The organism is Plasticicumulans lactativorans (genome assembly GCF_004341245.1).
Classification (GTDB): Bacteria; Pseudomonadota; Gammaproteobacteria; order Competibacterales; family Competibacteraceae; genus Plasticicumulans_A; species Plasticicumulans_A lactativorans.
In genome coordinates this window covers 20,172-43,878 of the sequence record NZ_SLWY01000021.1, presented here as the reverse complement: position 1 = coordinate 43,878, position 23,707 = coordinate 20,172, and the positions used below count along the sequence as shown (strand labels likewise).

At 69.8% G+C, this 23,707-nt stretch carries 20 protein-coding genes; 14 read left to right on the top strand and 6 right to left on the bottom strand.

The features are described from left to right. Positions 1 to 91: 91 nt before the first annotated feature. The 4 genes from nirB to EV699_RS16800 all read left to right on the top strand — a co-directional run bounded on the left by nirB (position 92) and on the right by EV699_RS16800 (position 6,367). Positions 92 to 2,527 carry a nitrite reductase large subunit NirB gene (nirB, locus tag EV699_RS16815; protein WP_132544924.1) on the top strand — a complete coding sequence of 812 codons (2,436 nt, stop codon included), beginning with the start codon at positions 92 to 94 and terminating at the stop codon, positions 2,525 to 2,527. A gap of 84 nt (positions 2,528 to 2,611) precedes the next feature. Continuing rightward, entirely contained in the window at positions 2,612 to 2,965 is a 354-nt protein-coding gene (gene nirD / locus EV699_RS16810; RefSeq protein ID WP_132544922.1) for a nitrite reductase small subunit NirD, read from the top strand. A gap of 130 nt (positions 2,966 to 3,095) precedes the next feature. Beyond that, complete coding sequence (locus EV699_RS16805; RefSeq protein ID WP_132544920.1) at positions 3,096 to 5,771, top strand: nitrate reductase; 2,676 nt, start codon at positions 3,096 to 3,098, stop codon at positions 5,769 to 5,771. Positions 5,772 to 6,031: 260 nt separating this feature from the next. Then, the gene (locus EV699_RS16800) at positions 6,032 to 6,367 is read left to right on the top strand and encodes a 4a-hydroxytetrahydrobiopterin dehydratase (RefSeq protein ID WP_132544918.1); all 336 of its coding nucleotides are present in this window, start codon (positions 6,032 to 6,034) and stop codon (positions 6,365 to 6,367) included. Between the two features lie 6 nt (positions 6,368 to 6,373). Here the strand turns inward: EV699_RS16800 and EV699_RS16795 are convergent, their stop codons facing one another. After that, a complete protein-coding gene (locus EV699_RS16795; protein WP_132544916.1) occupies positions 6,374 to 7,315 on the bottom strand; it encodes a LysR family transcriptional regulator in 942 nt (313 codons plus the stop codon). Positions 7,316 to 7,802: 487 nt separating this feature from the next. On the opposite strand from EV699_RS16795, the gene aceA reads away from it, so the two are divergent. The 3 genes from aceA to clpA all read left to right on the top strand — a co-directional run bounded on the left by aceA (position 7,803) and on the right by clpA (position 11,915). After that, positions 7,803 to 9,086 carry an isocitrate lyase gene (gene aceA, locus EV699_RS16790; RefSeq protein ID WP_132544914.1) on the top strand — a complete coding sequence of 428 codons (1,284 nt, stop codon included), beginning with the start codon at positions 7,803 to 7,805 and terminating at the stop codon, positions 9,084 to 9,086. 193 nt (positions 9,087 to 9,279) lie between these two features. Next, complete coding sequence (gene clpS / locus EV699_RS16785; RefSeq protein WP_132544912.1) at positions 9,280 to 9,603, top strand: ATP-dependent Clp protease adapter ClpS; 324 nt, start codon at positions 9,280 to 9,282, stop codon at positions 9,601 to 9,603. Between the two features lie 50 nt (positions 9,604 to 9,653). Continuing rightward, entirely contained in the window at positions 9,654 to 11,915 is a 2,262-nt protein-coding gene (clpA, locus tag EV699_RS16780; protein ID WP_132544910.1) for an ATP-dependent Clp protease ATP-binding subunit ClpA, read from the top strand. 57 nt (positions 11,916 to 11,972) lie between these two features. On the opposite strand, the gene infA is transcribed toward clpA, so the two are convergent. From infA to EV699_RS16760, 4 genes are all read right to left on the bottom strand, one after another. Next, complete coding sequence (gene infA / locus EV699_RS16775; protein ID WP_132544981.1) at positions 11,973 to 12,191, bottom strand: translation initiation factor IF-1; 219 nt, start codon at positions 12,189 to 12,191, stop codon at positions 11,973 to 11,975. An 83-nt stretch (positions 12,192 to 12,274) separates the two neighbouring features. Continuing rightward, positions 12,275 to 13,009, bottom strand: coding sequence for an arginyltransferase (locus tag EV699_RS16770; protein ID WP_165904185.1), 735 nt, complete (start codon positions 13,007 to 13,009; stop codon positions 12,275 to 12,277). Next, the gene (gene aat, locus EV699_RS16765; protein ID WP_132544908.1) at positions 12,993 to 13,727 is read right to left on the bottom strand and encodes a leucyl/phenylalanyl-tRNA--protein transferase; all 735 of its coding nucleotides are present in this window, start codon (positions 13,725 to 13,727) and stop codon (positions 12,993 to 12,995) included. Before aat ends, EV699_RS16770 begins: the two co-directional genes overlap by 17 nt. After that, positions 13,724 to 14,872 carry a GNAT family N-acetyltransferase gene (locus tag EV699_RS16760; RefSeq protein ID WP_132544906.1) on the bottom strand — a complete coding sequence of 383 codons (1,149 nt, stop codon included), beginning with the start codon at positions 14,870 to 14,872 and terminating at the stop codon, positions 13,724 to 13,726. The genes aat and EV699_RS16760 overlap by 4 nt, the downstream gene beginning before the upstream one ends. A 241-nt stretch (positions 14,873 to 15,113) precedes the next feature. Between EV699_RS16760 and EV699_RS20455 the strand changes: the two genes are divergently transcribed. The 6 genes from EV699_RS20455 to yrfG all read left to right on the top strand — a co-directional run bounded on the left by EV699_RS20455 (position 15,114) and on the right by yrfG (position 22,891). Beyond that, entirely contained in the window at positions 15,114 to 17,924 is a 2,811-nt protein-coding gene (locus EV699_RS20455; protein WP_279389414.1) for a DNA translocase FtsK, read from the top strand. A gap of 62 nt (positions 17,925 to 17,986) precedes the next feature. Further along, positions 17,987 to 18,631: an outer membrane lipoprotein periplasmic chaperone LolA gene (gene lolA, locus EV699_RS16750; protein ID WP_132544901.1), complete on the top strand. Its 645-nt coding sequence runs from the start codon at positions 17,987 to 17,989 to the stop codon at positions 18,629 to 18,631. A gap of 1 nt (position 18,632) precedes the next feature. Further along, positions 18,633 to 19,955, top strand: coding sequence for a replication-associated recombination protein A (locus tag EV699_RS16745; protein ID WP_132544899.1), 1,323 nt, complete (start codon positions 18,633 to 18,635; stop codon positions 19,953 to 19,955). 59 nt (positions 19,956 to 20,014) lie between these two features. Then, positions 20,015 to 20,836 (top strand): GGDEF domain-containing protein, encoded by an 822-nt coding sequence (locus EV699_RS16740; protein ID WP_165904184.1) that lies wholly within the window; start codon positions 20,015 to 20,017, stop codon positions 20,834 to 20,836. A gap of 64 nt (positions 20,837 to 20,900) precedes the next feature. Continuing rightward, on the top strand, positions 20,901 to 22,199 hold the full coding sequence (serS, locus tag EV699_RS16735) for a serine--tRNA ligase (protein ID WP_132544895.1): 1,299 nt from the start codon (positions 20,901 to 20,903) through the stop codon (positions 22,197 to 22,199). Next, positions 22,196 to 22,891, top strand: a complete 696-nt coding sequence (yrfG, locus tag EV699_RS16730) for a GMP/IMP nucleotidase (RefSeq protein WP_279389413.1) — start codon at positions 22,196 to 22,198, stop codon at positions 22,889 to 22,891. Before serS ends, yrfG begins: the two co-directional genes overlap by 4 nt. Positions 22,892 to 22,903: 12 nt before the next feature. On the opposite strand, the gene EV699_RS16725 is transcribed toward yrfG, so the two are convergent. Continuing rightward, complete coding sequence (locus EV699_RS16725; protein ID WP_165904182.1) at positions 22,904 to 23,134, bottom strand: hypothetical protein; 231 nt, start codon at positions 23,132 to 23,134, stop codon at positions 22,904 to 22,906. A 249-nt stretch (positions 23,135 to 23,383) separates the two neighbouring features. Here EV699_RS16725 and sugE point away from each other — a divergent pair, with 249 nt between their 5' ends. Next, the gene (gene sugE / locus EV699_RS16720) at positions 23,384 to 23,704 is read left to right on the top strand and encodes a quaternary ammonium compound efflux SMR transporter SugE (RefSeq protein ID WP_132544893.1); all 321 of its coding nucleotides are present in this window, start codon (positions 23,384 to 23,386) and stop codon (positions 23,702 to 23,704) included. Positions 23,705 to 23,707: the final 3 nt, after the last annotated feature.

Here is a 23,707-nt window from a genome sequence, read left to right as displayed (position 1 = left end):
AGCTCCTGCTATATGGCTCGGGCATGGGTGCTGCGGGTATTGCGGACGACCCCCGGCAGATCGATCGAGAGGCTTCCGCGAGGAAAGGGCGATGAAAGAAAGACTGGTACTGATCGGTAATGGCATGGCCGGCATGCGCACCGTCGAGGAATTGCTCAAGATCGCGCCGGACAAGTACGCGATCACGGTGTTCGGGTCGGAGCCGCACGGTAACTACAACCGCATCATGCTGTCGCCGGTGCTGGCCGGGGAAAAGACCGTCGATCAGATCATGATCAACGATCTGCCGTGGTACGCCGAGCAGGGCATCACGCTGCACGCCGGCAGCGAAGTGGTGAAGATCGACCGCGCCAGGCGCCAGGTGATCGCCGCCGACGGCACCACCGCCACCTATGACCGCCTGCTGCTGGCGACCGGTTCGGTGCCGTTCATCCTGCCGATTCCCGGCAACGACCTGCCCGGCGTGATCGGCTTCCGCGACATCGCCGACGTCAACACCATGCTCGACACCGCCCAGGCGGGGAGGAAGCACGCGGTGGTGATCGGCGGCGGCCTGCTCGGCCTCGAAGCCGCCAACGGCCTGATGAAGCAGGGCATGGAATGCACCGTCGTGCACCTCGGCGACGTGCTGATGGAGCGCCAGCTCGACCCCTTCGCCGCCGACCTGCTGCGTACGACGCTGGAGGAGCGCGGCCTGCGCTTCCTGATGGGCATGCAGACCGCCGCGATCCTCGGCGAGGACCGCGTGCGCGCCGTGCGCTTCAAGGACGGCCTGGAGATCCCGTCCGACCTCGTGGTGATGGCCGCCGGCATCCGCCCGAACATCACGCTGGCGAAGCAGTCCGGCATCCACTGCGAGCGCGGCATCGTCGTCAACGACACGCTGCAGACCTACGACCCGCGCATCTACGCGGTCGGCGAATGCGTGCAGCACCGCGGCCAGGTCTACGGCCTGGTCGCGCCGCTGTGGGAGCAGGCGAAGGTCTGCGCCAACCACCTGGCCCACTACGGCATCGGTCGCTACCTGGGCTCGGTGACGAGCACCAAGCTCAAGGTGACGGGCATCGACCTGTTCAGTGCCGGCGACTTCAACGGCGGCCCGGACACCGACGAGATCGTGCTGCGCGACCCCGCCCGCGGCGTCTACAAGAAGCTGGTGGTCAAGGAGAACCGCGTGCAGGGCGCGGTGATGTACGGCGACACCGTCGACGGTGCCTGGTACTTCCAGCTGCTGCGCGAAGGCACCGACATCAGCGACTTCCGCGAGACCGTGCTGTTCGGCCATGCGCACATGGCCGACGCCGGGCGTGAGGGGCACAGCGTGATGGCGATGTCCGACGACGCCGAGATCTGCGGCTGCAACGGCGTCTGCAAGGGCACCATCGTCAAGGCGATCAGCGAGAAGAAGCTGTTCACCGTCGACGAGGTCCGCGCCCATACCAAGGCCTCGGCCTCGTGCGGCTCGTGCACCGGGCTGGTCGAGCAGATCCTCGCCGCCACCGTCGGCAACTTCGACGCCACGCCGAAGGAAAAGGCGATGTGCAAGTGCACCGAGCACTCGCACGACGTGGTGCGCAAGGCGATCCGCGAGGAGCACCTGATCTCGCTGCGGGAGGTGTTCGACCTGCTGAACTGGAAGACCCCGAACGGCTGTCACTCCTGCCGCCCGGCGCTCAACTACTACCTGATCTCGACCTGGCCGGCGGAGGCGCAGGACGACTACCAGTCGCGCTTCATCAACGAGCGCGTGCACGCCAACATCCAGAAGGACGGCACCTACTCGGTGGTGCCGCGGATGTGGGGCGGGCTGACCACGCCGGACGAACTGCGCGCGATCGCCGATGTCGCCGACAAGTACCAGATACCGACCGTCAAGGTCACCGGCGGCCAGCGCATCGACCTGCTCGGCGTGAAGAAGGAGGATCTGCCGAAGGTCTGGGGTGACCTCAACGCCGCCGGCATGGTCTCGGGCCATGCCTACGGCAAGAGCCTGCGCACCGTGAAGACCTGCGTCGGCTCCGAGTGGTGCCGCTTCGGTACGCAGGACTCGACCGGCCTCGGCGTCAAGCTCGAGAAGATGACCTGGGGCTCGTGGACGCCGCACAAGTTCAAGATGGCGGTGTCCGGCTGCCCGCGCAACTGCGCGGAAGCCACGATCAAGGACTTCGGCGTGGTCTGCGTGGACTCGGGCTACGAGGTGCACATCGGCGGCAACGGCGGCATCAAGATCCGCGGCACCGACCTGCTCTGCAAGCTGACCACCGAGCAGGACGTGATGGAGTACTGCGGCGCCTTCATGCAGATCTACCGCGAGGAGGGGCGCTACCTGGAGCGCACCGCGCCGTGGATCGAGCGTGTCGGCCTGTCCTACGTGAAGTCGCGCATCGTCGAGGACGACGAGGGCCGCCGCGCGCTCTACGCCCGCTTCCTCGAGTCGCAGAAGTACGCCCAGGTCGACCCCTGGGCCGAGCGGGCGAGCGGTGCGGTGGACGCCCACGAGTTCAAGCCGCTCGCCGTGATGGCCTGAACCGGCGCGACGCACGACTTCCCCTGGCGACGCACCCCGCCGGCACGGCGGGGCGGCGCCCAACCTCCACGAGGAGTACTGGACATGAACGATTGGCACGACGTCGGTTGTCTCGACGACATCCCGCCGCTCGGCGCGCGCGTGGTGCGCAGTGCGCAGGGCGACATCGCGGTGTTCCGCACCGCCGACAACGACGTGTTCGCGCTGCGCGACCGCTGCCCGCACAAGGGGGGGCCGCTGTCGCAGGGCATCGTCCACGGCCAGCGCGTCACCTGCCCGCTGCACGGCTGGGTGCTGGAGCTCGCCAGCGGCAATGCCGTCGCCCCTGACATCGGCTGCGCCAAGCGCTTTCCGGTCAAGCTGATCGGTGACCGCGTGCTGCTGCAGGTGGGGGCGGCGAGTGCCGGCGGCGAGGAGCAGCACGGCGCGGCGGCCTGAGATCGCCGCTGCCGCGGCGCGCGGCAGCGCCCGTCCGCGCGGGCGACCGCGAGAGCACATGCCCCAACCCCGACGCGTCGCCCGCCCTCGCCAGGTCGGCCGGCACCGGGGCCGACGAGAGGATGCACCCATGAGCGACGCGAGCGGCGAAGTCCGCACCACCTGCCCGTACTGCGGCGTCGGCTGCGGCGTGATCGCCACGCGCGCGGCCGACGGCAGCGTGGCCGTGCGCGGTGACCCGCAGCACCCGGCCAACTTCGGCCGGCTGTGTTCCAAGGGCTCGGCGCTGGCGGAGACCCTCGACCTCGACGGCCGCCTGCTGTTCCCCGAGGTGGGCGGCCAGCGCGTGAGCTGGGAGGTCGCGCTCGACGCCGTCGCCACGGGTCTGCGCGACACCCTCACGGCGCACGGGCCGGAGGCGGTGGCGCTGTACGTCTCGGGGCAGTTGCTGACCGAGGACTACTACGTCGCCAACAAGCTGGTGAAGGGCTTCATCGGCACCGCCAACATCGACACCAACTCGCGCCTGTGCATGTCGAGCTCGGTTGCCGGCCACAAGCGCGCCTTCGGCACCGACACCGTGCCGGGCAGCTACGAGGACCTCGAGGCCGCCGACCTGATCGTGCTGGTCGGTTCCAACCTCGCCTGGTGCCACCCGGTGCTGTACCAGCGCATCCTCGCCGCGCGCGCAGCCCGCAACGGCCGCCCGCGGCTGGTGGTCATCGATCCGCGGCGCACCGCGAGCTGCGACCAGGCCGACCAGCACCTGGCCATCGCCCCCGGCACCGACAGCATCCTGTTCGACGGCCTGCTGGTGCACCTGCACCGGCAGGACTGCATCGACCTCGACTACGTCGAGGCGCACACCGAGGGCTACCTCGCCGCGCTGCGCGCCGCGCGGGCGCACGCCGGCTCGGTGCCGGACGTGGCGCGCGCCTGCGGCCTGCCGGGGGAGGCGGTGGCGGAGTTCTTCGCCGCCTTCGCGCGCACCGCCAAGGTCGTGACCGTCTACTCGCAGGGCGTCAACCAGTCCTCGTGCGGCACCGACAAGGTCAACGCCATCCTCAACTGCCACCTCGCCAGCGGGCGCATCGGCAAGCCGGGGATGGGCCCGTTCTCGGTCACCGGGCAGCCCAACGCGATGGGCGGGCGCGAGGTCGGCGGCCTCGCCAACCAGCTCGCCGCGCACATGGACTTCGCCGCCGATGACGTCGCCCGCGTGCAGCGTTTCTGGGCCGCGCCGGTGATCGCCGAGCGGCCGGGGCTGAAGGCCGTCGACATGTTCCGGGCGGTGGCCGAGGGCCGCATCAAGGCGATCTGGGTCATCGGCACCAACCCGGTCGTGAGCCTGCCCGACGCCGATGCGGTGCGCGCGGCGCTGCACGCCTGCCCGCTGGTGATCGTCTCCGATGCGGTCGCCGACACCGACACCGTGGCCTGCGCGCACATCCGCCTGCCGGCCGCGACCTGGGGCGAGAAGGACGGCACCGTGACCAACTCCGAGCGCTGCATCTCGCGCCAGCGCGCCTTCCTGCCGCTGCCCGGCGCGGCGCAGCCGGACTGGTGGATCCTCTGCGAGGTGGCGCGCCGGCTGGGCTTCGGCGCGGCCTTCGACTACGCCGGGCCGGCCGGGATCTTCGCCGAGCACGCCGCGCTGTCGGCGTTCGAGAACGACCCGGCCGGGCGCGTGCGGGATTTCGACATCGGCGCCTGCGCCGGTCTGGACGCACCCGCCTACGACGCCCTGACCCCCTTCCGCTGGCCGCAGCCGGCGGGCGGCGCGGGCATCGGGCGCTTCTTCGCCGAGGGCGGCTTCTACACCGGTGACAACCGGGCGCGCTTCGTCGCGCTCGGGCCGCGCGCGCCGGTGTACGCCCCCGATGCGGCCTACCCGCTGGTGCTCAACACCGGCCGGGTGCGCGATCACTGGCACACCCTGACCCGCACCGGCAAGTCGGCGCGGCTGTCGGCGCACGCGCCCGAGCCCTACGCCGAGATCCACCCGCTCGACGCCGCCCTGTTCGGCATCGTCGACGATGCGCTGGTGCGCGTCTCCAGCCGCTGGGGCGAGGCGGTGGTGCGCGCGAAGCTCGCGCGCGAGCAGCGTCCGGGCTCGGTGTTCGTACCGATGCACTGGGGCAGCCCGCAGGCCAGCCGCGGGCGCATCGACGCGGTGGTCAACCCGGCGACCGATCCGCATTCGGGCCAGCCCGAGAGCAAGCACACCCCGGTGCGGATAGCGCCGTGGGTGCCGGCCTGGCACGGCTTCGTGCTCAGCCGCGAGCCCCTGGCGCTGGGTGAGGGCCTCGACTACCGCGTGCAGGTGCGCGGCGACGGGCTCTGGCGCTACGAGATCGCCGCCGAGACGCCGGTCGGCGACTGGTCGGCCTGGGCGCACGCGCTGCTGGCGGATCAGCCGGGGGAGGGCTGGATCGAGTTCTTCGATGCCGCCGCCGGGCGCTACCGGGCCGCCGCGATGCACGACGGGCGCCTGCTCGCCTGCGTGTTCGTCGCCCCCGGGCCGCAGTTGCCGCCACGCGACTGGCTCGCCGGCCTGTTCACCCGCGACGCGCTCACCGTCGGCGAACGCGCCAGCCTGCTCGCCGGCCGCCCGGGACCGGGGCAGCCGGACACCGGCCGCGTGGTGTGCGCCTGCTTCCGCGTCGGCGTGAACACGTTGGTCGACGCCATCCGCCGCCAGGGCCTCGCCACCCCCGAGGCCATCGGCGCCGTGCTCAAGGCCGGCACCAACTGCGGCTCGTGCGTCCCCGAACTGCGCAAGCTCATCGCCGAAACCGCTGCCTGAGCGATCGCCCCCCGCCGCGACCGCCGGCCCTCCGCCGGTCGCCTCCATCGAGCCCCCGCAGCGGGGGCTCGTGCCTTCGCCCGCATCGCCTGACCGCGTTCGCCAGCGCGTGCCGGTCGCCGCTGCACCTGCCGGCGGTTGTGCCGGCGGGTGAAACGGTCTATTCACTCGACGTCGGGCCGGACGCGCGCGGCCCGAACGCGCCGATCGGCATGCCGCCGGCCGGGGTGCCGCGGCGGGCGCGTTGCGAGGGTTTCCCGATGACCTTGAAGGACAAGTCCTGCGTACCCTGCCGCGGCGGCGTGCCGCCGCTCGAGGCCGCGGCGGCCCGGCGGCTGCTGGCCGAAGTACCCGGCTGGCAGATCGAAGGCCCGGCAGCGCGCATCCGCCGCCGCTTCACGTTCAAGGATTACCGCAGCGTGGTCGAATTCGTGAACCGCATCGCGGAAATGGCGGAAACCGAACAGCACCATCCCGACATCGGTTTCGGCTGGGGATATGCCGAAGTGGTGTTCTTCACCCACAAGATCGCCGGCCTCCATGAAAATGATTTCATCATGGCGGCGAAAGTGAACGCGCTGTTCGAGGCGGCGTGATCGCGTTCAGGTTTCGTGAAACACCGGTTCCATGACGAAAAAGCTGGGATCGATGAATTCGATGAAACGCTTGGCCTGCGGTGAAAGAAACTTGCCGCGCCGCATCACCACGCCGTAGGTCCGGCGCGGAAAATAGCGCGTCAGCGGATGCGTCGCGAGCTGATCCTCGGGCGTAATGCAGATGCCGCTGACGATCGAGATGCCCATTCCCATTTCGACGTAACGCTTGATGACCGCCCAGCCGCCGGCTTCGAGTTTGACGTTGAGGCTGAGGTTGTGCTGCTGGAATGCGAATTCGACCATGCTCAGCGTATTCAGATGACGCGGCGGCAGGATGAAGTCGTAGGGGCTGATGTCGGCCAGCTCGATGTCGGGCTTGGCCGCCAGGGGATGGTCCTTGGGCGTGATCAGCATCTGGTCGAACGAGTAGATCGGTTGATACGTCATGTCGTCCGGCACGTCGCGGAAGGAGCCCACCGCGAAATCGACCTCGTCGTCGCGCAGCAGGCGCAGGCCCTCGCGACCGGGGACGTTGTGGAAGCGCACGCGGATGCCCGGGTGGGTCTCGCAGAAGCGTTTCACGATGTCGGGGAGCAGGTAAAGAATTGTGGCCTCGCCCGCGGTGATGTTCACCTCCCCCGATTCCAGGCTGCCGCGCTTCGCGGTGAAGGTTTCGGGCAGGCTGTCGAGCCCCTCGAGCAGGGGCAGGGCCATGTCATAGAGCGTCTGCCCTTCGGGCGTCAGGCGGATCTTGGGGCCGCGGCGCTCGAACAGCGTCACGCCCAGCTCGCGCTCGAGCGCCTGGATCTGCAGGGACACCGAGGGCTGGCTGAGGAACATGCGCTCGGCGGCCTTGGAGATGCTGCCGGTCTGCACGGCGAAGCAGAAGCCGCGCAACTGCTGGAGGCGGTTGTGCTTGTAATAGTGTCGGCCAATCGGTGAATTCATGCGCAGATCGTCCGAAAGCATTGATTAAGCAAATATTTATAATTGATGAAATATGCTTGTCAATTGCTGCATAGCCGCATAGACTCCGCGAAATTTCTTTCTGCGCGATTGTTTTCATAATACGAAAACGCAAGGGCGGCGAAGAGGTTTGCCGAAGCTGCTGGCATGACCCGGTTTCACGTCGAATTCGGGTGGCTTTGGGTATGCGGTCCGGATGAGACGATCTCGCATCCAGTCGACTGCGCAAGGTCTGCGCGGCACCCACCGGTGTCGCCGACAGAGCCGGATTACATGGGAATGTCACCAGTCCACCGGGCATTGAAACGCGACGCATGACGTCGGTGGCCGATAACGGGAAACTGCAGGGGGCGGTTTGTACGGGCTCTCCACGGGTTCGTCCCCGCGGCACGCCGGCACCGTGCCGATTCGAAAAGATGAGTGTTGACTTGTTTCCTCTTTATAGGTTCCTGAGCAGGAGATTTCGAGAATGCCCCACCTGACCGTCGAGCAACTGAAGAAGGACTGGGCCGAGAATCCGCGCTGGAAGGGCATTACCCGCCCGTACTCCGCCGAGGAGGTCGCCCGGCTGCGTGGCACCGCCGGCATCGAGTACACGCTGGCCTACAACGGCGCGACGAAGCTGTGGAAGTACCTGCATGAAATGCCGTTCGTGAACGCGCTCGGTGCGCTGACCGGCAACCAGGCGATGCAGCAGGTCAAGGCGGGCCTGAAGGCCATCTACCTGTCGGGCTGGCAGGTGGCCGGCGACGCGAATCTGGCGGGTGCGATGTATCCGGACCAGTCGCTGTATCCGGTCAACTCGGTGCCGGCAGTGGTCAAGCGCATCAACAACACGCTGATGCGTGCCGACGAGATCAACCACGCCGAGGGCAACGACGGCGTCGATTTCTTCCAGCCGATCGTGGCGGATGCCGAGGCCGGCTTCGGCGGCGTGCTGAACGCCTTCGAGCTGATGAAGGCGATGATCGAGGCCGGTGCCGCGGGCGTGCACTGGGAGGACCAACTCGCGTCGGCCAAGAAGTGCGGCCACATGGGCGGCAAGGTGCTGGTGCCGACCCAGGAGGCGATCCAGAAGCTCGTCGCCGCGCGTCTCGCCGCCGACATCATGGGCGTGCCCGCGCTGGTCGTGGCGCGTACCGACGCCGAGGCGGCGAACCTCATCACCTCCGACGTCGACGAGCGCGACCGCCGCTTCATCGTTCCCGGCGATCGCACCGCCGAGGGCTTCTACCGCGTGCGCAACGGCCTCGATCAGGCGATCGACCGCGGTATCTCGTACGCGGCCTACGCCGACCTGGTGTGGTGCGAGACGGGCGTGCCGAACCTCGAGGAGGCCAAGCACTTCGCCGAGGGCGTGCACAAGGTGCATCCGGGCAAGATGCTGGCGTACAACTGCTCGCCGTCGTTCAACTGGAAGAAGAACCTCGACGACGCGACCATCGCCAAGTTCCAGCGCGAACTCGGCGCGATGGGCTACAAGTTCCAGTTCATCACGCTGGCCGGCTTCCACAGCCTGAACTACTCGATGTTCAACCTGGCGCAGGGGTATGCCGAGCGGCAGATGTCGGCCTTCGTCGAACTGCAGGAGGCGGAGTTCGCAGCCATCACCCGCGGCTTCACGGCCGTGAAGCACCAGCGCGAGGTGGGCACGGGCTACTTCGATGACGTCACCCAGGTGATTGCCGGCGGCACCTCGTCGCTGACCGCGCTCACCGGGTCGACCGAAGAGGCGCAGTTCGCCCACGCCTGAGCCCCTCAGTCCAGGCCCCGCGTCCTCCGTCAGGCCCGGCTCCCCGCGAGGGGGCCGGGCCTTTGCTTTATGTTGTGTACGCGTTGGCGGGGCACTGGAAGAAACTCGCTCCGTTCCGTATATCTAAGCAAGAGGGTCGCCGTGTCTCGGCGGGCCCGGTTACGCGCAACGCGCAGAGAGCGACCGAGTCTCGATGAGTCAAGACAGCGATAGCCGAAGCGGTGACGGCGGCCTTGCCGTGGAGAAGGCGCGGCCGCAACTGAAGCCGCCGCGGATGTACAAGGTGATCATCCTCAACGATGACTACACACCGATGGAGTTCGTCGTGCATGTTCTGGAGTATTTTTTTTCCATGAGCCGGGAGAAGGCCACGCAGGTCATGCTGCACGTACACACCCGCGGCAAGGGCGTCTGCGGCGTGTTCACGCGCGAGATCGCCGAGACCAAGGTTGAACAGGTAAACGCGTTCTCCCGCAGTCATCAGCATCCCTTGCTCTGTACCATGGAAGAAGCCTGAACGTCGTCGACAGACGCCCGCCAACGGGCAAGATCAAGAGGTTTCGCATCATGTTGAGCAAGGAACTCGAATTCTCGATCAATCTGGCCTTTCGGGAAGCGCGCGATCGCCGCCACGAGTTCATGACGGTGGAGCACCTGCTGCTCGCGTTGCTCGACAATCCGGCAGCCGCCGAAGTGCTGCGCGCCTGCGGTGCGAACATGGACAAGCTCAAGACGGACCTGCAGCACTTCATCCGCGAGAACACGCCGGTACTGGCGGCCGACGATCCCCGCGAGACCCAGCCGACGCTCGGATTCCAGCGGGTGCTGCAGCGGGCGGTGCTGCACGTGCAGTCGTCCGGCAACAAGGAAGTGACCGGCGCCAACGTGCTGGTGGCGATCTTCGGGGAGCAGGACTCGCAGGCGGTGTATTTCCTGAAGCGTCAGGACATCAGCCGGCTCGATGTCATCAACTACATTTCGCATGGCATTTCGAAGGTGTCCGACGACAACGACAACAGCAGTTCCCCGAACTCCGAAGACGAACCGGGCGAGCCGTCCAGCGGCCGTCCGCTCGACAACTATGCTTCGAATCTCAACGATATGGCGCGCCAGGGGCGGATCGATCCCCTGATCGGCCGGGCCGACGAGGTCGAGCGCACGATCCAGATCCTCTGTCGTCGGCGCAAGAACAACCCGCTGTTCGTCGGCGAGGCCGGCGTCGGCAAGACCGCCATCGCGGAAGGGCTTGCCAAGCTGATCGTCGACGGCCGCGTGCCCGACGTGCTGCGCAAGGCCACGATCTACTCGCTCGATCTCGGTTCGCTGGTCGCGGGGACGAAGTATCGTGGCGATTTCGAAAAGCGTCTCAAGGCCGTGCTGACCCAGTTGCGCAAGGAGCGCAACGCGATCCTGTTCATCGACGAGATCCACACGGTGATCGGTGCCGGCGCGGCCTCGGGCGGCGTGATGGACGCCTCTAACCTGATCAAGCCGGCCCTGGCATCCGGCGATCTCAAGTGCATCGGCTCCACCACCTACCAGGAGTACCGCGGCATCTTCGAGAAGGATCGCGCCCTGGCCCGCCGCTTCCAGAAGATCGACGTCGCCGAGCCGTCGGTCGATGAGACCTACCAGATCCTCAAGGGGCTCAAGAGCCGCTTCGAGGAGCATCACGAGGTCAAGTACACGCCGAAGGCGCTGCGTGCCGCGGCGGAATTGTCGGCGCGTTACATCAACGATCGGCATCTGCCGGACAAGGCCATCGACGTGATCGACGAGGCCGGCGCCGGGCAGCGCCTGCTGCCGGCCACCAAGCGCAAGAAGACCATCGGCGTGGGCGAGATCGAGAGCATCATCGCCAAGATCGCGCGGATCCCGCCGAAGAGCGTTTCCGCGTCGGACAAGGATACCCTCAGGCACCTCGAACGGAACCTGAAGCTCGTCGTGTTCGGGCAGGATCCGGCGATCGCGGCGCTGGCGAACGCCATCAAGATGTCGCGCTCGGGGCTCGGCAACGAGCAGAAGCCGATCGGCTCCTTCCTGTTTGCCGGCCCCACCGGCGTCGGCAAGACCGAGGTCACGCGCCAGCTGGCCAAGACGCTCGGCATCGAGCTCGTGCGTTTCGACATGTCGGAATACATGGAGCGGCACACCGTATCGCGCCTGATCGGTGCGCCTCCCGGCTATGTCGGCTTCGATCAGGGCGGCCTGCTGACCGACGCGATCCTCAAGCATCCGCACGCGGTGCTGTTGCTCGACGAGGTCGAGAAGGCGCATCCGGATGTCTTCAACCTGCTGCTACAGGTGATGGACCACGGGACGCTGACCGACAACAACGGGCGCAAGGCCGATTTCCGCAACGTGATCCTGGTGATGACGACCAACGCGGGCGCCGATCAGATGGAGCGTTCAGGCATCGGCTTCACCACCCAGGATCACAGCGACGACAGCCTCGAGGCGATCAAGCGCCTGTTCGCGCCGGAATTCCGCAACCGGCTGGACGCGGTGATCCAGTTCCAGCCGCTGCAGACGGACACCATCGGTCATGTCGTGGACAAGTTCATCATCGAGCTCGAGGCGCAGCTCGAGAGCAAGGGCGTGACCCTCGACGTCACGACTGCCGCGCGCGCCTGGCTGGCCGTACGAGGCTACGATCGCAAGATGGGTGCGCGGCCGATGGCGCGGGTGATCCAGGACAACATCAAGAAGCCGCTCGCCGAGGAGCTGCTGTTCGGGCGCCTGGCCAACGGCGGCCACGTGGTGATCGATGTCGTGGAGGATCGCCTCGACATCGAGTTCGAGGATGCGACGACGGCCGAACTCTCGTGAGGCTGGAGCGGAGCTGGCTTGCGCCGCGGCACCCTTGCCGTTGCGCAGGCCGGCGGCTCAGCGGCCGCGGTAGGTGATGCGACCTTTCGACAGGTCGTAGGGGGTCAGTTCGACCTTGACCTTATCGCCGGTGAGGATGCGGATATAGTGCTTGCGCATGCGTCCCGAGATATGTGCGGTGACCACGTGGCCGTTTTCCAACTGGACGCGAAACATGGTGTTCGGCAAGGTCTCGATGACCGTGCCTTCCATTTCGATATGGTCTTCTTTCGCCATTGGCTCGTTGTCTCGATGGGCTACCGCGCGCGAGATGCGCTGGTGCGTGAAGCGGCGCGAGAAAATAGCGGAATCACCCCGGTTCAGCAAGCCGGCGCATCGTCCGCCGGTGCCCGCCAGTCCCCTCCGGTGAACACCTCGCACGGCTGGAAGCGGGTCTTGTAGTTCATCTTGCGACATTCGCGGATCCAGTAGCCGAGGTACACGTAAGGCAGGCCGCGGCGGCGGGCTTCGGCGATCTGCCACAGCACTGCGAAGGTACCGAGCGAGCGCTCCGTCAGTGCCGGATCGAAGTAGGTGTAAACGGCCGAAAGCCCGTCGGCGAGGATGTCCACGACCGCCACCACGACCACCCTGCCATCGGCCAGCCGGCCTTCGGCGAGGAAGGTGTGACTCCAGTTCGAGGCGACGAAGGCCAGATAGCTTTCGGGCGACGCGTCGTCCATGCCGCCGTCGGGGTGTCGCAGGCGCAGGTAGCGCGCGAACAGCTCGAAGTGTTCCTCGCGCAGGACCGGCTCCAGCACGCGGACGACGATGTCGGCGTTGCGCTGCAGGTTGCGCCGCTGCGCCCGCTTCGGCGTGAAGCGATCCACCGGGATGCGCAGCGACACGCAGGCGTGGCACCCCTGGCAGTGCGGCCGGTAGACGTGCTCGCCGCTGCGCCGGAAGCCGTGGCGCGCCAGCGTCGAGTACAGCGACGCATCCACGGCGAGGGGGTCGGCCACCAGGTTGCGGGCGTCACGCCCGGGCAGGTAGCTGCACGGGTGCGTGTCGGTCAGGAACAGCCGCAGGCTGCCGAGTTCACGTGGAGCGGCCAAGGGGGCGGTCCTCCGGCGGCTCGAAGCCGCGCCAGCTGCCGGGCGCGCAGGGACGGTCGACGTGCTGGCGCAGCAGCGCCAGGAACTGGCTGCGGCGCAGCGTCACGGCGCCCAGGCTCAGCAGGTGCGAGGTTTCGAGCTGGCAGTCGATGAAGCCGAAGCCGCGGGCGTGCAGGAAGTGCCCCAATTGCACCAGCGCGACCTTGGAGGCGTCGCTGCGCCGGCTGAACATCGACTCGCCGAAGAACGCGCCGCCCAGCGCGACGCCGTAGAGCCCGCCGACCAGTTCGTCGCCCTCCCAGCTTTCGATCGAGTGGGCGTAACCCAGCGCGTGCAGGCGCCGGTAGGCGAGGCGCATCGCCGGGGTGATCCACGAATCGGGCGCATCCGGACGCGGCGCGGCGCAGGCTTCGATCACCTCGGTGAAGGCGGTGTCGAAACGCACGCGGTAGCACCCGCTGCGCAGTCGCTTGCCGAGGCTGCGCGACACCTTGATCAGGTCCGGGAAGAACACGGTGCGCGGATCGGGTGACCACCAGAGGATGGGCTGGTCGCGCCCGAACCAGGGGAAGATGCCCTGACGGTAGGCGTTCAGCAGGCGCCGCGGTTCCAGGTTGCCGCCGACCGCGAGCAGCCCGTTGGGTTCCCCGAGCGCGTTCTCGGGGGAGGGGAAGGGCTGGTCCGGATTGCGCGCGTCGAGCCAGGTGAGCGGCTTCATGATTCGCCTCCCGCCCTGCGGTAGGGCGAGTGTTCGTGCAGTTCGCGGGCGTAGTCCTCGACCGCCGGGGTCTCCCGATGCAGGAAGTCGTCGATCGCCTGCCGGAAGCCCGGGTGGGCGATCCAGTGTGCCGAATGCGTAAGCGTCGGTAGGAAGCCGCGGCTCACCTTGTGTTCCCCCTGCGCGCCGGGCTCGAAGCGGGTCAGGCCGCGGCGGATGCAGTGCTCGATACCCTGGTAGTAGCAGGCTTCGAAGTGCAGTGCGTCGACGCTGTCGGCGCAGCCCCAGTGCCGGCCGTACAGGGTGGTGTCGCTGGCGAAGCTGATCGCCGCCCCCACGGTGCGTGCCCCCGCGTGCGCCAGCACCAGCAGCACGCGCTCGCCGAGGGCACGGCCCACGGCCGTGAAGAACGGCAGGGTCAGCGTCGGCTGCCCGCCCAGGCGCCGGAAGGTCGAGCAGTAGAACGCATGGAAGGTGCGCCACTGCCCGGCGTCGACCGCATCGCCGGCCAGGCACTCGAGTTCGATGCCGGCTTCCTGCACCCGCCGGCGCTCCTGGCGGATGTTCTTGCGCTTCTTGGCGCTCAGGGTGGCGAGGAAGTCGTCGAAGTCGCGATAGCCGGGATTGTGCCAGTGGAACTGGCAGCCGAGGCGCGAGGCCGCGCCCGCGCTGCGCAGCCAGCCCATCTCCTCGGTGGTCGGGAACAGCCAGTGCACCGAGGAGGAGCCGCTGTCGCGGGCGAGTTCACGGGCGCCTTCGATCAGCGCACCCGCGACCGCCGCTGCGTCGGCGTCGCGGGCGACCAGCAGGCGGCGGCCGGTCGCGGGCGTGTACGGCACCGCGGCGACGAGCTTCGGATAGTAGGGCAGGCCGTGACGACGGTAGGCCTCGGCCCAGGACCCGTCGAACACGAACTCGCCGTACGAATTGAGCTTGAAATACAGCGGGCAGGCGCCGAGCAGGCGACCGTCACTGCCTTCGCACACCAGCGGGCACGGCAGCCAGCCGGTACCCCGGCCGACGCAGCCGTGGCGTTCGAGCGCCGACAGGAAGGCATGCGCGAGGAAGGGATCGCGCCCGGGCACGAGGGCATCCCACGCCTCGGCGGACACCTCGGCTATCGTGGCGAGCGAGCGAATGCGCATAGGACGACGTTTCGGCTGTGCGGTTTGACGGATGGCGCGACCGCGCGCCCAGGGGGGGGCGGCGCTACCGCGTAACTGTAAGCCTGCCGGCGGTGCGGGGGAACTGGCGGTTCCGCTTTGCCAGCGGCCGGTGCGCGGTGTGAGAATGCGCGCCTGCCGGGCGCGCCCTAGCGCGGGCCCGAGGCATCCCACGGCACACTCTCAAGGGTTCACCCGCTTGGCTCAGGCACGCAGAAAGAATGTGGCGCCTTCGGGCGTCAAGATCGTCCGTCACCTCAGCTATGGCCTGCGCGAGATCGGTTTCCTGCTGACGCTCGCGCTCGCCGGCTTCATGCTGATCGCGCTCGCGTCCTACTCCGCCGCCGACCCGGCCTGGCGGCACGTCGGCGGTGCCGGCCAGCCGGCCAACCTCGGTGGCGTGGCCGGCGCGTGGTTCGCCGACATCGCGCTGTACTTCTTCGGCTACGGCGCCTTCCTGTTCCCGCTGGCGATCGGCTACGCCGGCTGGGCGATGTTCCGGCGCAACGGCATCGCCGACCTCGACGGCGAGATCGTGATCTTCCGCACCGTCGGCTTTCTCGTCACCGTCGGCGGCGGCTGCGGCCTCGCCGCCCTGCACCTGCGGCCGATGGGCGCCTTCCTCGAAGGCAACCCGGGCGGGATCGTCGGTGAGCTCATCGGCCAGGGCCTGGTGGCGGCGTTCAACTTCCACGGCGGGACGCTGTTCCTGCTCGCGCTGTTCCTGGCCGGCGTCACGCTGGCCTCGGGGCTGTCGTGGCTGAGCCTGGTCGATCTGGTGGGGCGCGTGTGCTGGCAGGTGTTCGCCGGCATCGGCGCGGTGGCGACGTGGCTCGGCGCACGGCTGTTCGTCGGCCGCGCCCGCAGCGATCCGTCGGGCGACGAGGTCGCCGTCGCCGCCGCGGGCAGCGAGCGCGCCGGTCCCGAGCTGGGCGAGATCGCCGCCCTGGCGACGGCGCCGGGGCCCGTGGCGATGCAGGTCACCGCCGCGCCCGATCCGGACCTCGCCGATCTGTCCGGGCTGACGGCCAGCCGCAGCGCGCCGGCGCTGCCCCTTGGCGACCTCGGGGCGGCCGAGCCGGCGCCGCAACAACCGGCACCCGCCGGCGTCACGCCGGCCACGCCGGCGGTGGCGGAGGTGGCGGAGGTGGTGGAGGCGGAGGAAGAGGACGCGGAAGACGCGCCGACGCCGCCGGTCGTGGCGGCCGAAGCGCCACCGTCGGGCGCGGTCGCACGCGACCGCCCGGCGGACGTCGCCGACCTGGTGCTGGGGGCTGCCGCCACGCCGCGCCCGGCGCGGCCCTCGGCGGCGCGGATCGCCGCCCTCGGCGGCGGGGGAGGGGAGGCGCCGTCCGCCCCCGCCCCGACGCCGCCCGCCCCCGTGCTCGCGCCTGCGCTGCCCGAGGTGCCTGTCGTTGCGCCGCCGCCGGCGGAGCGGCCGGCGCCCGCGGCCGTGCGTGAGCCCTCGCGTGCGGCCGCTGCCGCCGCCGCGCTGTTCGGCCGCCGACCGGCGCAGTCGCCGCTCGACCCGATCCCGCCGCTGTCGCTGCTCGACGAGCCGCGCACGCAGGGCGCCGGCTATACGCCGGAAGTGCTCGAGGAGATGTCGCGCCAGGTCGAGGCCAAGCTGCGCGAGTTCGGCATCGAGGTCACCGTGGTCGGGGTCGAACCCGGCCCGGTGGTCACGCGCTTCGAGCTCGACCTCGCCCCGGGCGTGAAGGTCAGCCAGATCACCAACCTTGCCAAGGATCTGGCCCGCGGCCTGTCGGTGATCAGCGTGCGCGTGGTCGAGGTCATTCCCGGCAAGTCGGTGATCGGGCTGGAGATTCCCAACCGCCGCCGGCAGATCGTGTACCTGCGCGAGGTGCTCGACTCGCCGGCGTGGCAGAACTCGAGCTCGCCACTCACGGTCGCCCTCGGGCAGGACATCGGCGGCCGGCCGATCGTCGGCAACCTCGCCAAGATGCCGCACGCGCTGGTCGCCGGCACCACCGGCTCGGGCAAGTCGGTCGCGGTCAACTGCATGCTGATCAGCATGCTCTACAAGGCTGGCGCCGATCACCTGAAGCTGATCCTGATCGACCCGAAGATGCTGGAGCTGTCGATCTACGAGGGCATCCCGCACCTGCTGTCGCCGGTGGTCACCGACATGAAGGACGCCGCCAACGCGCTGCGCTGGTGCGTGGCCGAGATGGAGCGGCGCTACCGCCTGATGGCGGCGATGAAGGTGCGCAACATCGCCGGCTTCAACAAGCTGGTGCAGGAGGCCATCGCCATCGGCGAGCCCATCCCCGACCCGCTGTGGAAGGCCGAGGAGCACACTGACCTGTTCGACGAGCACCCGACGCTCGAGCCGCTGCCGTACATCGTCGTCGTCATCGACGAACTCGCCGACATGATGATGATCGTCGGCAAGAAGGTCGAAGAGCTGATCGCGCGCCTGGCGCAGAAGGCGCGCGCCGCCGGCATCCACCTGATCCTGGCGACGCAGCGACCCTCGGTCGACGTGATCACCGGCCTGATCAAGGCCAACATCCCGACCCGCATCGCCCTCACCGTGGCGAGCAAGATCGACTCGCGCACCATCCTCGACCAGATGGGCGCCGAGCAGCTGCTCGGCCATGGCGACATGCTCTACCTGCCGCCGGGCACCGGCTTTCCGCAGCGCGTGCACGGCGCCTTCGTCGACGATCACGAGGTCAACGCCGTGGTCGACTACCTGAAGCGGACCGGCGAGCCCGAGTACGTCACCGGCATCCTCGACGAGCCCGCCGACGGCGGCCCGGCCTTCCCCGGCGATCCGCTGGCGAGTTCGAACGGCGACGGCGCCGAGCAGGACCCGCTCTACGACCAGGCCGTGCGCATCGTCGTCGAGAGCCGCCGGGCCTCGGTGTCGGGCGTGCAGCGGCGCCTGAAGATCGGCTACAACCGCGCCGCGCGGCTGGTCGAGGAGATGGAGGCCGCCGGCATCGTCGGCCCGCTGCAGGCCAACGGCATGCGCGAAGTGCTGGTCGGCGTGCCGTCCGAAGCCTGAACCGGCCGCCCGCCCACGTGGGCGGGCGCTGCCCACCCTGGAGAGCTTCCCGCAGGTCCGCCATGACACCCGCATCGCTGTTCCCATCCCTCCCGTCCTGGCTGCTGCGCATCGCACTCGTGCTGCTGCTCGGCGCGGGCCCCGCACTCGCCGACACCCCGGTGCCGCGCTACTTCCGCGAACTCGCGTCGCTGACGGCCGATTTCCGCCAGACCGTGTACGACCCCAAGGGCCAGCCGGCGCAGGTCTCGTCGGGCCAGGTGTGGATGCAGAAGCCCGGCCGCTTCCGCTGGGACTACCGCGAGCCGACGCGCCAGATCATTGTCGCCGACGGCAGCCGGCTGTGGATCTACGACGAGGGGCTCGAACAGGTCACCGTGCGCAAGCTCGACGCCGCCCTCGGCGCCACCCCGCTCGCGCTGTTGTCGGGCGCCGCGCCGATCGACGAGGCGTTCAAGGTCGGCGCGGCGCGCAACCGCGACGGCCTGAGCTGGACCGAGCTCACGCCGAAGGCCGAGGCGTCGGACTTCAGGCTGCTGCGCGTCGGCTTCCAGGGCGATCGCCTTGCGGCGATCGAGCTCGAGGACGCCTTCGGCGGGCGCACCCGGCTGGTGTTCGAGCACCTGCAGCGCAACGCCGCGATCGACGCCGAGCGCTTCCGCTTCGTCCCTCCCAAGGGCGTGGACGTGATCGGCGACGTCGAGTGACATGACGAGCGCCCGCGACGCCGCCCGCCCGCTCGCCGACCGCCTGCGGCCGCAGCGGCTCGACGACATCGTCGGCCAGGCGCACCTGTTCGGGCCCGACAAGCCGTTGCGGGTGGCGATCGAGTCCGGCCAGCCGCATTCGATGGTGCTGTGGGGGCCGCCCGGCACCGGCAAGACCACGCTCGCGCGGATGATCGCGCACTACGGCGGGGCGCACTTCATCGCGCTGTCGGCGGTGCTCGCCGGGGTCAAGGACGTGCGCGCCGCGGTCGACGAGGCGCAGGCACTGTGGGCGCGCGAGCAGCGTCGCACCGTGCTGTTCGTCGACGAGGTGCACCGCTTCAACAAGGCCCAGCAGGACGCCTTCCTGCCCTTCGTCGAGGACGGCACCGTGATCTTCGTCGGTGCCACCACCGAGAACCCGAGCTTCGCGCTGAACAACGCGCTGCTGTCGCGCGCGCGCGTCTACGTGCTCAGGCGCCTGGAGCAGGCCGACCTCGAAGCGCTGGTCGAGCGCGCGCTCGCCGATGCCGAGCACGGCCTGGGCGGGCGCGGCCTTCTGCTCGCGGCGGAGGAGCGCGCGCGCCTCGCCCAGGCCGCCGACGGCGACGGCCGGCGCGTGCTGACGCTGCTGGAGATCGCGGTCGAGCTGGCCGACGCCACCGGCGACCTGCCGGCGGCGGTGGCCGAGGTGATCCGCGGCGGCGTGCGCCGCTTCGACCGCAGCGGCGACCTCTTCTACGACCAGATCTCGGCGCTGCACAAGGCGGTGCGCGGCTCCGCGCCCGACGCCGCGCTGTACTGGTTCGCGCGCATGCTCGACGGCGGCTGCGATCCGCTCTACATCGCCCGTCGCGTGCTGCGCATGGCGAGCGAGGACATCGGCAACGCCGACCCGCGCGGCCTGCGCATCGCGCTCGACGCCTGGGAGACCTACGAACGGCTGGGCAGCCCCGAGGGGGAGCTGGCGATCGCGCAGGCGCTGGTCTACCTCGCCTGCGCGCCGAAGAGCAACGCCGTCTACCTGGCGTTCCAGGCGGCGCAGCGCGACGCGCAGGCCGGCGGCACCGAGGAGGTGCCCGAGCACCTGCGCAACGCGCCGACCCGCCTGATGAAGGCGCTGGGCTACGGCAAGCGCTACCGCTACGCGCACGACGAGCCCGAGGCCTACGCCGCCGGCGAGACCTACTTGCCCGCCGAACTCGGCGAGCGGCGCTACTACACTCCAGTGCCGCGCGGGCTCGAGATCCGCATCGGCGAGAAGCTCGAACACCTGCGCGAACTCGACCGCCGCGCCCGCGGGGCGGTCGACGGCGCGGCATGAGCGCGCGCAGGGGGGCGGCGGGCGCTGCGCCACGGTTAGGCTCCGAGGGCTTGACGGACATGGACGAAACACGACCGGGACGCGCCTCGGCATGCCTGCGCGGGATGCTGCTGCGCCGCTGGGGGCCGGCCGTCGGCACGCTGGTGCTGACCGCTGCCGCGTGCCTCCTCTCGATGCTGGTCGTGCTCGTCATCGACGCCTGCTGCCGGGCGCTCGACCTGCCGCTGTCGCTCGCGCTGGCCGCGCTGGTGCCGGCGATCGCCGCCCCGCCGATGATCTTCACGCTGTGCCTGGTGCTGCGCCGGCTGTACCGGACCCGCGACGAGCTGCTGCGCCGCTCGACCACCGACGAGCTGACCGCCGTGGCGAGCCGCGGGCACTTCCGCGCCCTCGCCGAGCGCGAGCTCGCCCGCGCCGCGCGCCACCGCCATGCCTGCGCGCTGCTGATGATCGACGCCGATCACTTCAATGCCATCAACGACCGTTACGGCCACGCCGTCGGCGACGAGGTGCTGCGCGTGCTCGCCGCGGTGCTGCGCGACGGCGTGCGCGCGATCGACCTGGTCGGGCGCATGGGCGGGGAGGAGTTCGCGGTGCTGCTGCCGCAGGCCAGCGGCGCCTGCGCCGGCCTGGTCGCCGAGCGCCTGCGCCGCACCGTCGCCCAGTGCCGCGTGGCGACGCCGCAGGGGCCGATCGGCGTCACCGTCAGCATCGGCCTCGCGCTCGGCGGCGCCCCCGACCTCGATGCGCTGCTGCACGTCGCCGACGCGGCGCTGTACCGGGCCAAGGCGCTCGGCCGCAACCGCGTGGAGCCGGCCGAGCCGCTGGCGGAGGGCGCCGCCGCACCGGCCCGCCTGGCCTTCGGCGACGAGGAGGCCTGACGGCGGGCCGCGCGATCGCCGCTATAATCCGCCGCCTCGCATCCCGCCGCTCCGGAGACCCCCGATGCTCGACCCCAAGCTGCTCCGCACGGAGCTCGCCGAAACCGCGCGCCAGCTCGCCCGCCGCGGCTTCGAACTCCCCGTCGGGCGCATCGAAGAACTCGAAACCCTGCGCAAGGCCCTGCAGATGCTGACGCAGGACCTGCAGAACGAGCGCAACACGCGCTCCAGGGCGATCGGCCGGGCCAAGGCCGCCGGCGAGGCCATCGAACCCCTGCTCGCCGAGGTCGCGCACCTCGGCGATGCGCTGAAGAAGGCCGAGGACGATCTCGACGCCGTGCAGGTGCAGCTGCGCGAGATCCAGCTCGGCATCCCCAACCTGCCCGATGCCTCGGTGCCCGACGGGAACGACGAGCACGACAACGTCGAGCTGCGCCGCTGGGGCACGCCGCGCGTGTTCGACTTCACCCCGCGCGACCACGCCGACCTGCTGCCGGCGCTGCTCGACTTCGAGACCGGCGCCAAGCTGACCGGCGCGCGCTTCACGGTGCTGCGCGGGCCGCTCGCGCGCCTGCACCGCGCGCTCGCCCAGTTCATGCTCGAACTGCACACCGGCGAGCACGGCTACGAGGAGGTCTACGTCCCCTACCTGGTCAACGCCGATTCGATGCGCGGCACCGGCCAGCTGCCGAAGTTCGAGGCCGACCTGTTCCGCGTGCCGGGGGCCAGCGCCGTCGACGGCGACGCCAGCGCGCGCGACTACTACCTGATCCCCACCGCCGAGGTGCCGCTGACCAACTTCGCCCGCGACGCGATCCTCGACGCCGCGAGCCTGCCGCGCCAGTTCGCCGCGCACACGCCGTGCTTCCGCTCCGAGGCCGGCTCGCACGGCAAGGACGTGCGCGGGCTGATCCGCCAGCACCAGTTCGAGAAGGTCGAGCTGGTGCACCTGACCCGCCCCGACGACGCCTGCGCCGCGCTCGAACGCCTCACCGGGCATGCCGAGGAGGTGCTGAAGCGCCTCGGCCTGCCCTACCGGGTGATCGTGCTGTGCACCGGCGACATGGGCTTCGGCGCCGCGCGCACCCACGACCTCGAGGTCTGGCTGCCGGCGCAGGGCCGGTACCGCGAGATCTCCTCGTGCTCGAACATGAGCGACTTCCAGGCCCGGCGCATGCAGGCGCGCTGGCGCAATCCGGCGACCGGCAAGCCCGAGCTGCTGCACACGCTGAACGGTTCGGGGCTCGCGGTCGGGCGCACGCTGGTGGCGATCCTCGAGAACTACCAGCGTGCGGACGGCTCGGTCGAGGTGCCCGAGGTGCTCGCGCCGTGGATGGGCGGCATCACGGAGCTGCGTCCGTGAGCCTGACGCCGCCGACCCAGGGCCGCGGCGTGCGGGTGGCGTGGCAGCATGTCGACACCGTGCTGCTCGACATGGACGGCACGCTGCTCGACCTGCGCTTCGACAACCACTTCTGGCTCGAGCACCTGCCGCGGCGCTACGCCGAACGCCACGGCCTCAGCGAGGCGACCGCGCGCGAGGTGCTGTTCGCGCGCTACCGCGCGGTCGAGGGCACGCTCGCCTGGTACTGCGTCGAGCACTGGACGCATGAACTCGGGCTCGACGTGGCCGAGCTGAAGCGCGAGGTGCAGCACCTGATCGGCTTCCTGCCGCACGCCTTCGAATTCCTCGACGCGCTGCGCCGGCAGCACAAGCGCGTGGTGCTCGCCACCAACGCGCACCCGCGCAGCCTCGCGCTGAAGGCCGAGCGCACCGGCCTGGCCGGGCACTTCGATACGCTGGTCAGTGCGCATGCGCTCGGCGCGCCGAAGGAGTCGCCGCTGTTCTGGGAGCATCTGCAGGCGCGCATCGGCTACGCGCCGGCGCGCAGCCTGTTCGTCGACGACAGCGCGCGCATCCTGCGCGCCGCGCGCGACCACGGCCACATCGGCCAGCTGCTGCAGGTGCTGCGACCGGACAGCGGCGCCCCGCCGCGGCCGGCCGAGGGCTTCCCGGCGATCCACGACTTCTCCGAGCTGCTGCCGCTGATCTGAGAGCGCGTGCGCTCAGCGCGGCGGTGCGTCGGGGTCGTCGCTGCGCGGGCTCTCGTCGCCGCGCGGGCCGTGCAGCACCACCATCGCCAGGCCGGCGAAGCCGAGCACGAAGCCGAGCGGCACCAGGCCGAGCAGCGGCAGCGGGTTGGCCACGCCGGCGATCATCATGCCGAAGCCGCCGAGCAGCCCGGCGACGATCAGCACCAGCGCCAGCAGCAGGGTCCAGCGGCCGAGTCGCACCATCGGTCAGTCTCCGGGCAGGCGGGAAAGCCCGATTATGGTCCAGCGCCGCCGCCGGCGGTACGCGCGGCGGCGCCCGCGTAGCCGCTGGCAGCCGGGCTTTACGGCGCGCACCGCAGCGCGGCCGCGGTCGCCGACGGTGCCGCTAGAATGCCGCCGTCGGCTCCCCGCGGGCCGGCCGGCGGCGGGACGACCCGTCGCTGCCTCGCGTGCATCCGGGGACGACCCCGACCGTCCACGGGAGATGCGTTCGTGTCCTGGACCCTGCTCGTGATCGCCGGCCTGTTCGAAATCGGCTGGGCGATCGGCCTCAAGTACACCGATGGCTTCACGCGCCCCTGGCCGAGCGTGCTGACAGCCGCGGCGATGGTGCTGAGCGTGCTGCTGCTCGGCCTCGCGATGCGAGAGCTGCCGGTCGGCACCGCCTACGCGATCTGGACCGGCATCGGCGCCGTCGGCACCGCGCTGCTCGGCATCGTGCTGTTCGGCGAGGCGGCGTCGCCCGCACGCCTCGGCAGCATCGCGCTGATCGTCGTCGGGCTGCTCGGCCTCAAGCTCGCCAGCGCCGACTGACGC

Coding starts and splice junctions, on each gene's coding strand:
- aceA (WP_132544914.1), top strand. CDS start 7,803: ATGCCCCACCTGACCGTCGAGCAACTGAAGAAGGACTGGGCCGAGAAT.
- lolA (WP_132544901.1), top strand. CDS start 17,987: ATGACACCCGCATCGCTGTTCCCATCCCTCCCGTCCTGGCTGCTGCGC.
- nirD (WP_132544922.1), top strand. CDS start 2,612: ATGAACGATTGGCACGACGTCGGTTGTCTCGACGACATCCCGCCGCTC.
- EV699_RS16805 (WP_132544920.1), top strand. CDS start 3,096: ATGAGCGACGCGAGCGGCGAAGTCCGCACCACCTGCCCGTACTGCGGC.
- EV699_RS16745 (WP_132544899.1), top strand. CDS start 18,633: ATGACGAGCGCCCGCGACGCCGCCCGCCCGCTCGCCGACCGCCTGCGG.
- serS (WP_132544895.1), top strand. CDS start 20,901: ATGCTCGACCCCAAGCTGCTCCGCACGGAGCTCGCCGAAACCGCGCGC.
- nirB (WP_132544924.1), top strand. CDS start 92: ATGAAAGAAAGACTGGTACTGATCGGTAATGGCATGGCCGGCATGCGC.
- EV699_RS16740 (WP_165904184.1), top strand. CDS start 20,015: ATGGACGAAACACGACCGGGACGCGCCTCGGCATGCCTGCGCGGGATG.
- aat (WP_132544908.1), bottom strand. CDS start 13,727: ATGAAGCCGCTCACCTGGCTCGACGCGCGCAATCCGGACCAGCCCTTC.
- EV699_RS16795 (WP_132544916.1), bottom strand. CDS start 7,315: ATGAATTCACCGATTGGCCGACACTATTACAAGCACAACCGCCTCCAG.
- infA (WP_132544981.1), bottom strand. CDS start 12,191: ATGGCGAAAGAAGACCATATCGAAATGGAAGGCACGGTCATCGAGACC.
- EV699_RS16800 (WP_132544918.1), top strand. CDS start 6,032: ATGACCTTGAAGGACAAGTCCTGCGTACCCTGCCGCGGCGGCGTGCCG.
- clpS (WP_132544912.1), top strand. CDS start 9,280: ATGAGTCAAGACAGCGATAGCCGAAGCGGTGACGGCGGCCTTGCCGTG.
- EV699_RS16760 (WP_132544906.1), bottom strand. CDS start 14,872: ATGCGCATTCGCTCGCTCGCCACGATAGCCGAGGTGTCCGCCGAGGCG.
- clpA (WP_132544910.1), top strand. CDS start 9,654: ATGTTGAGCAAGGAACTCGAATTCTCGATCAATCTGGCCTTTCGGGAA.
- EV699_RS16725 (WP_165904182.1), bottom strand. CDS start 23,134: ATGGTGCGACTCGGCCGCTGGACCCTGCTGCTGGCGCTGGTGCTGATC.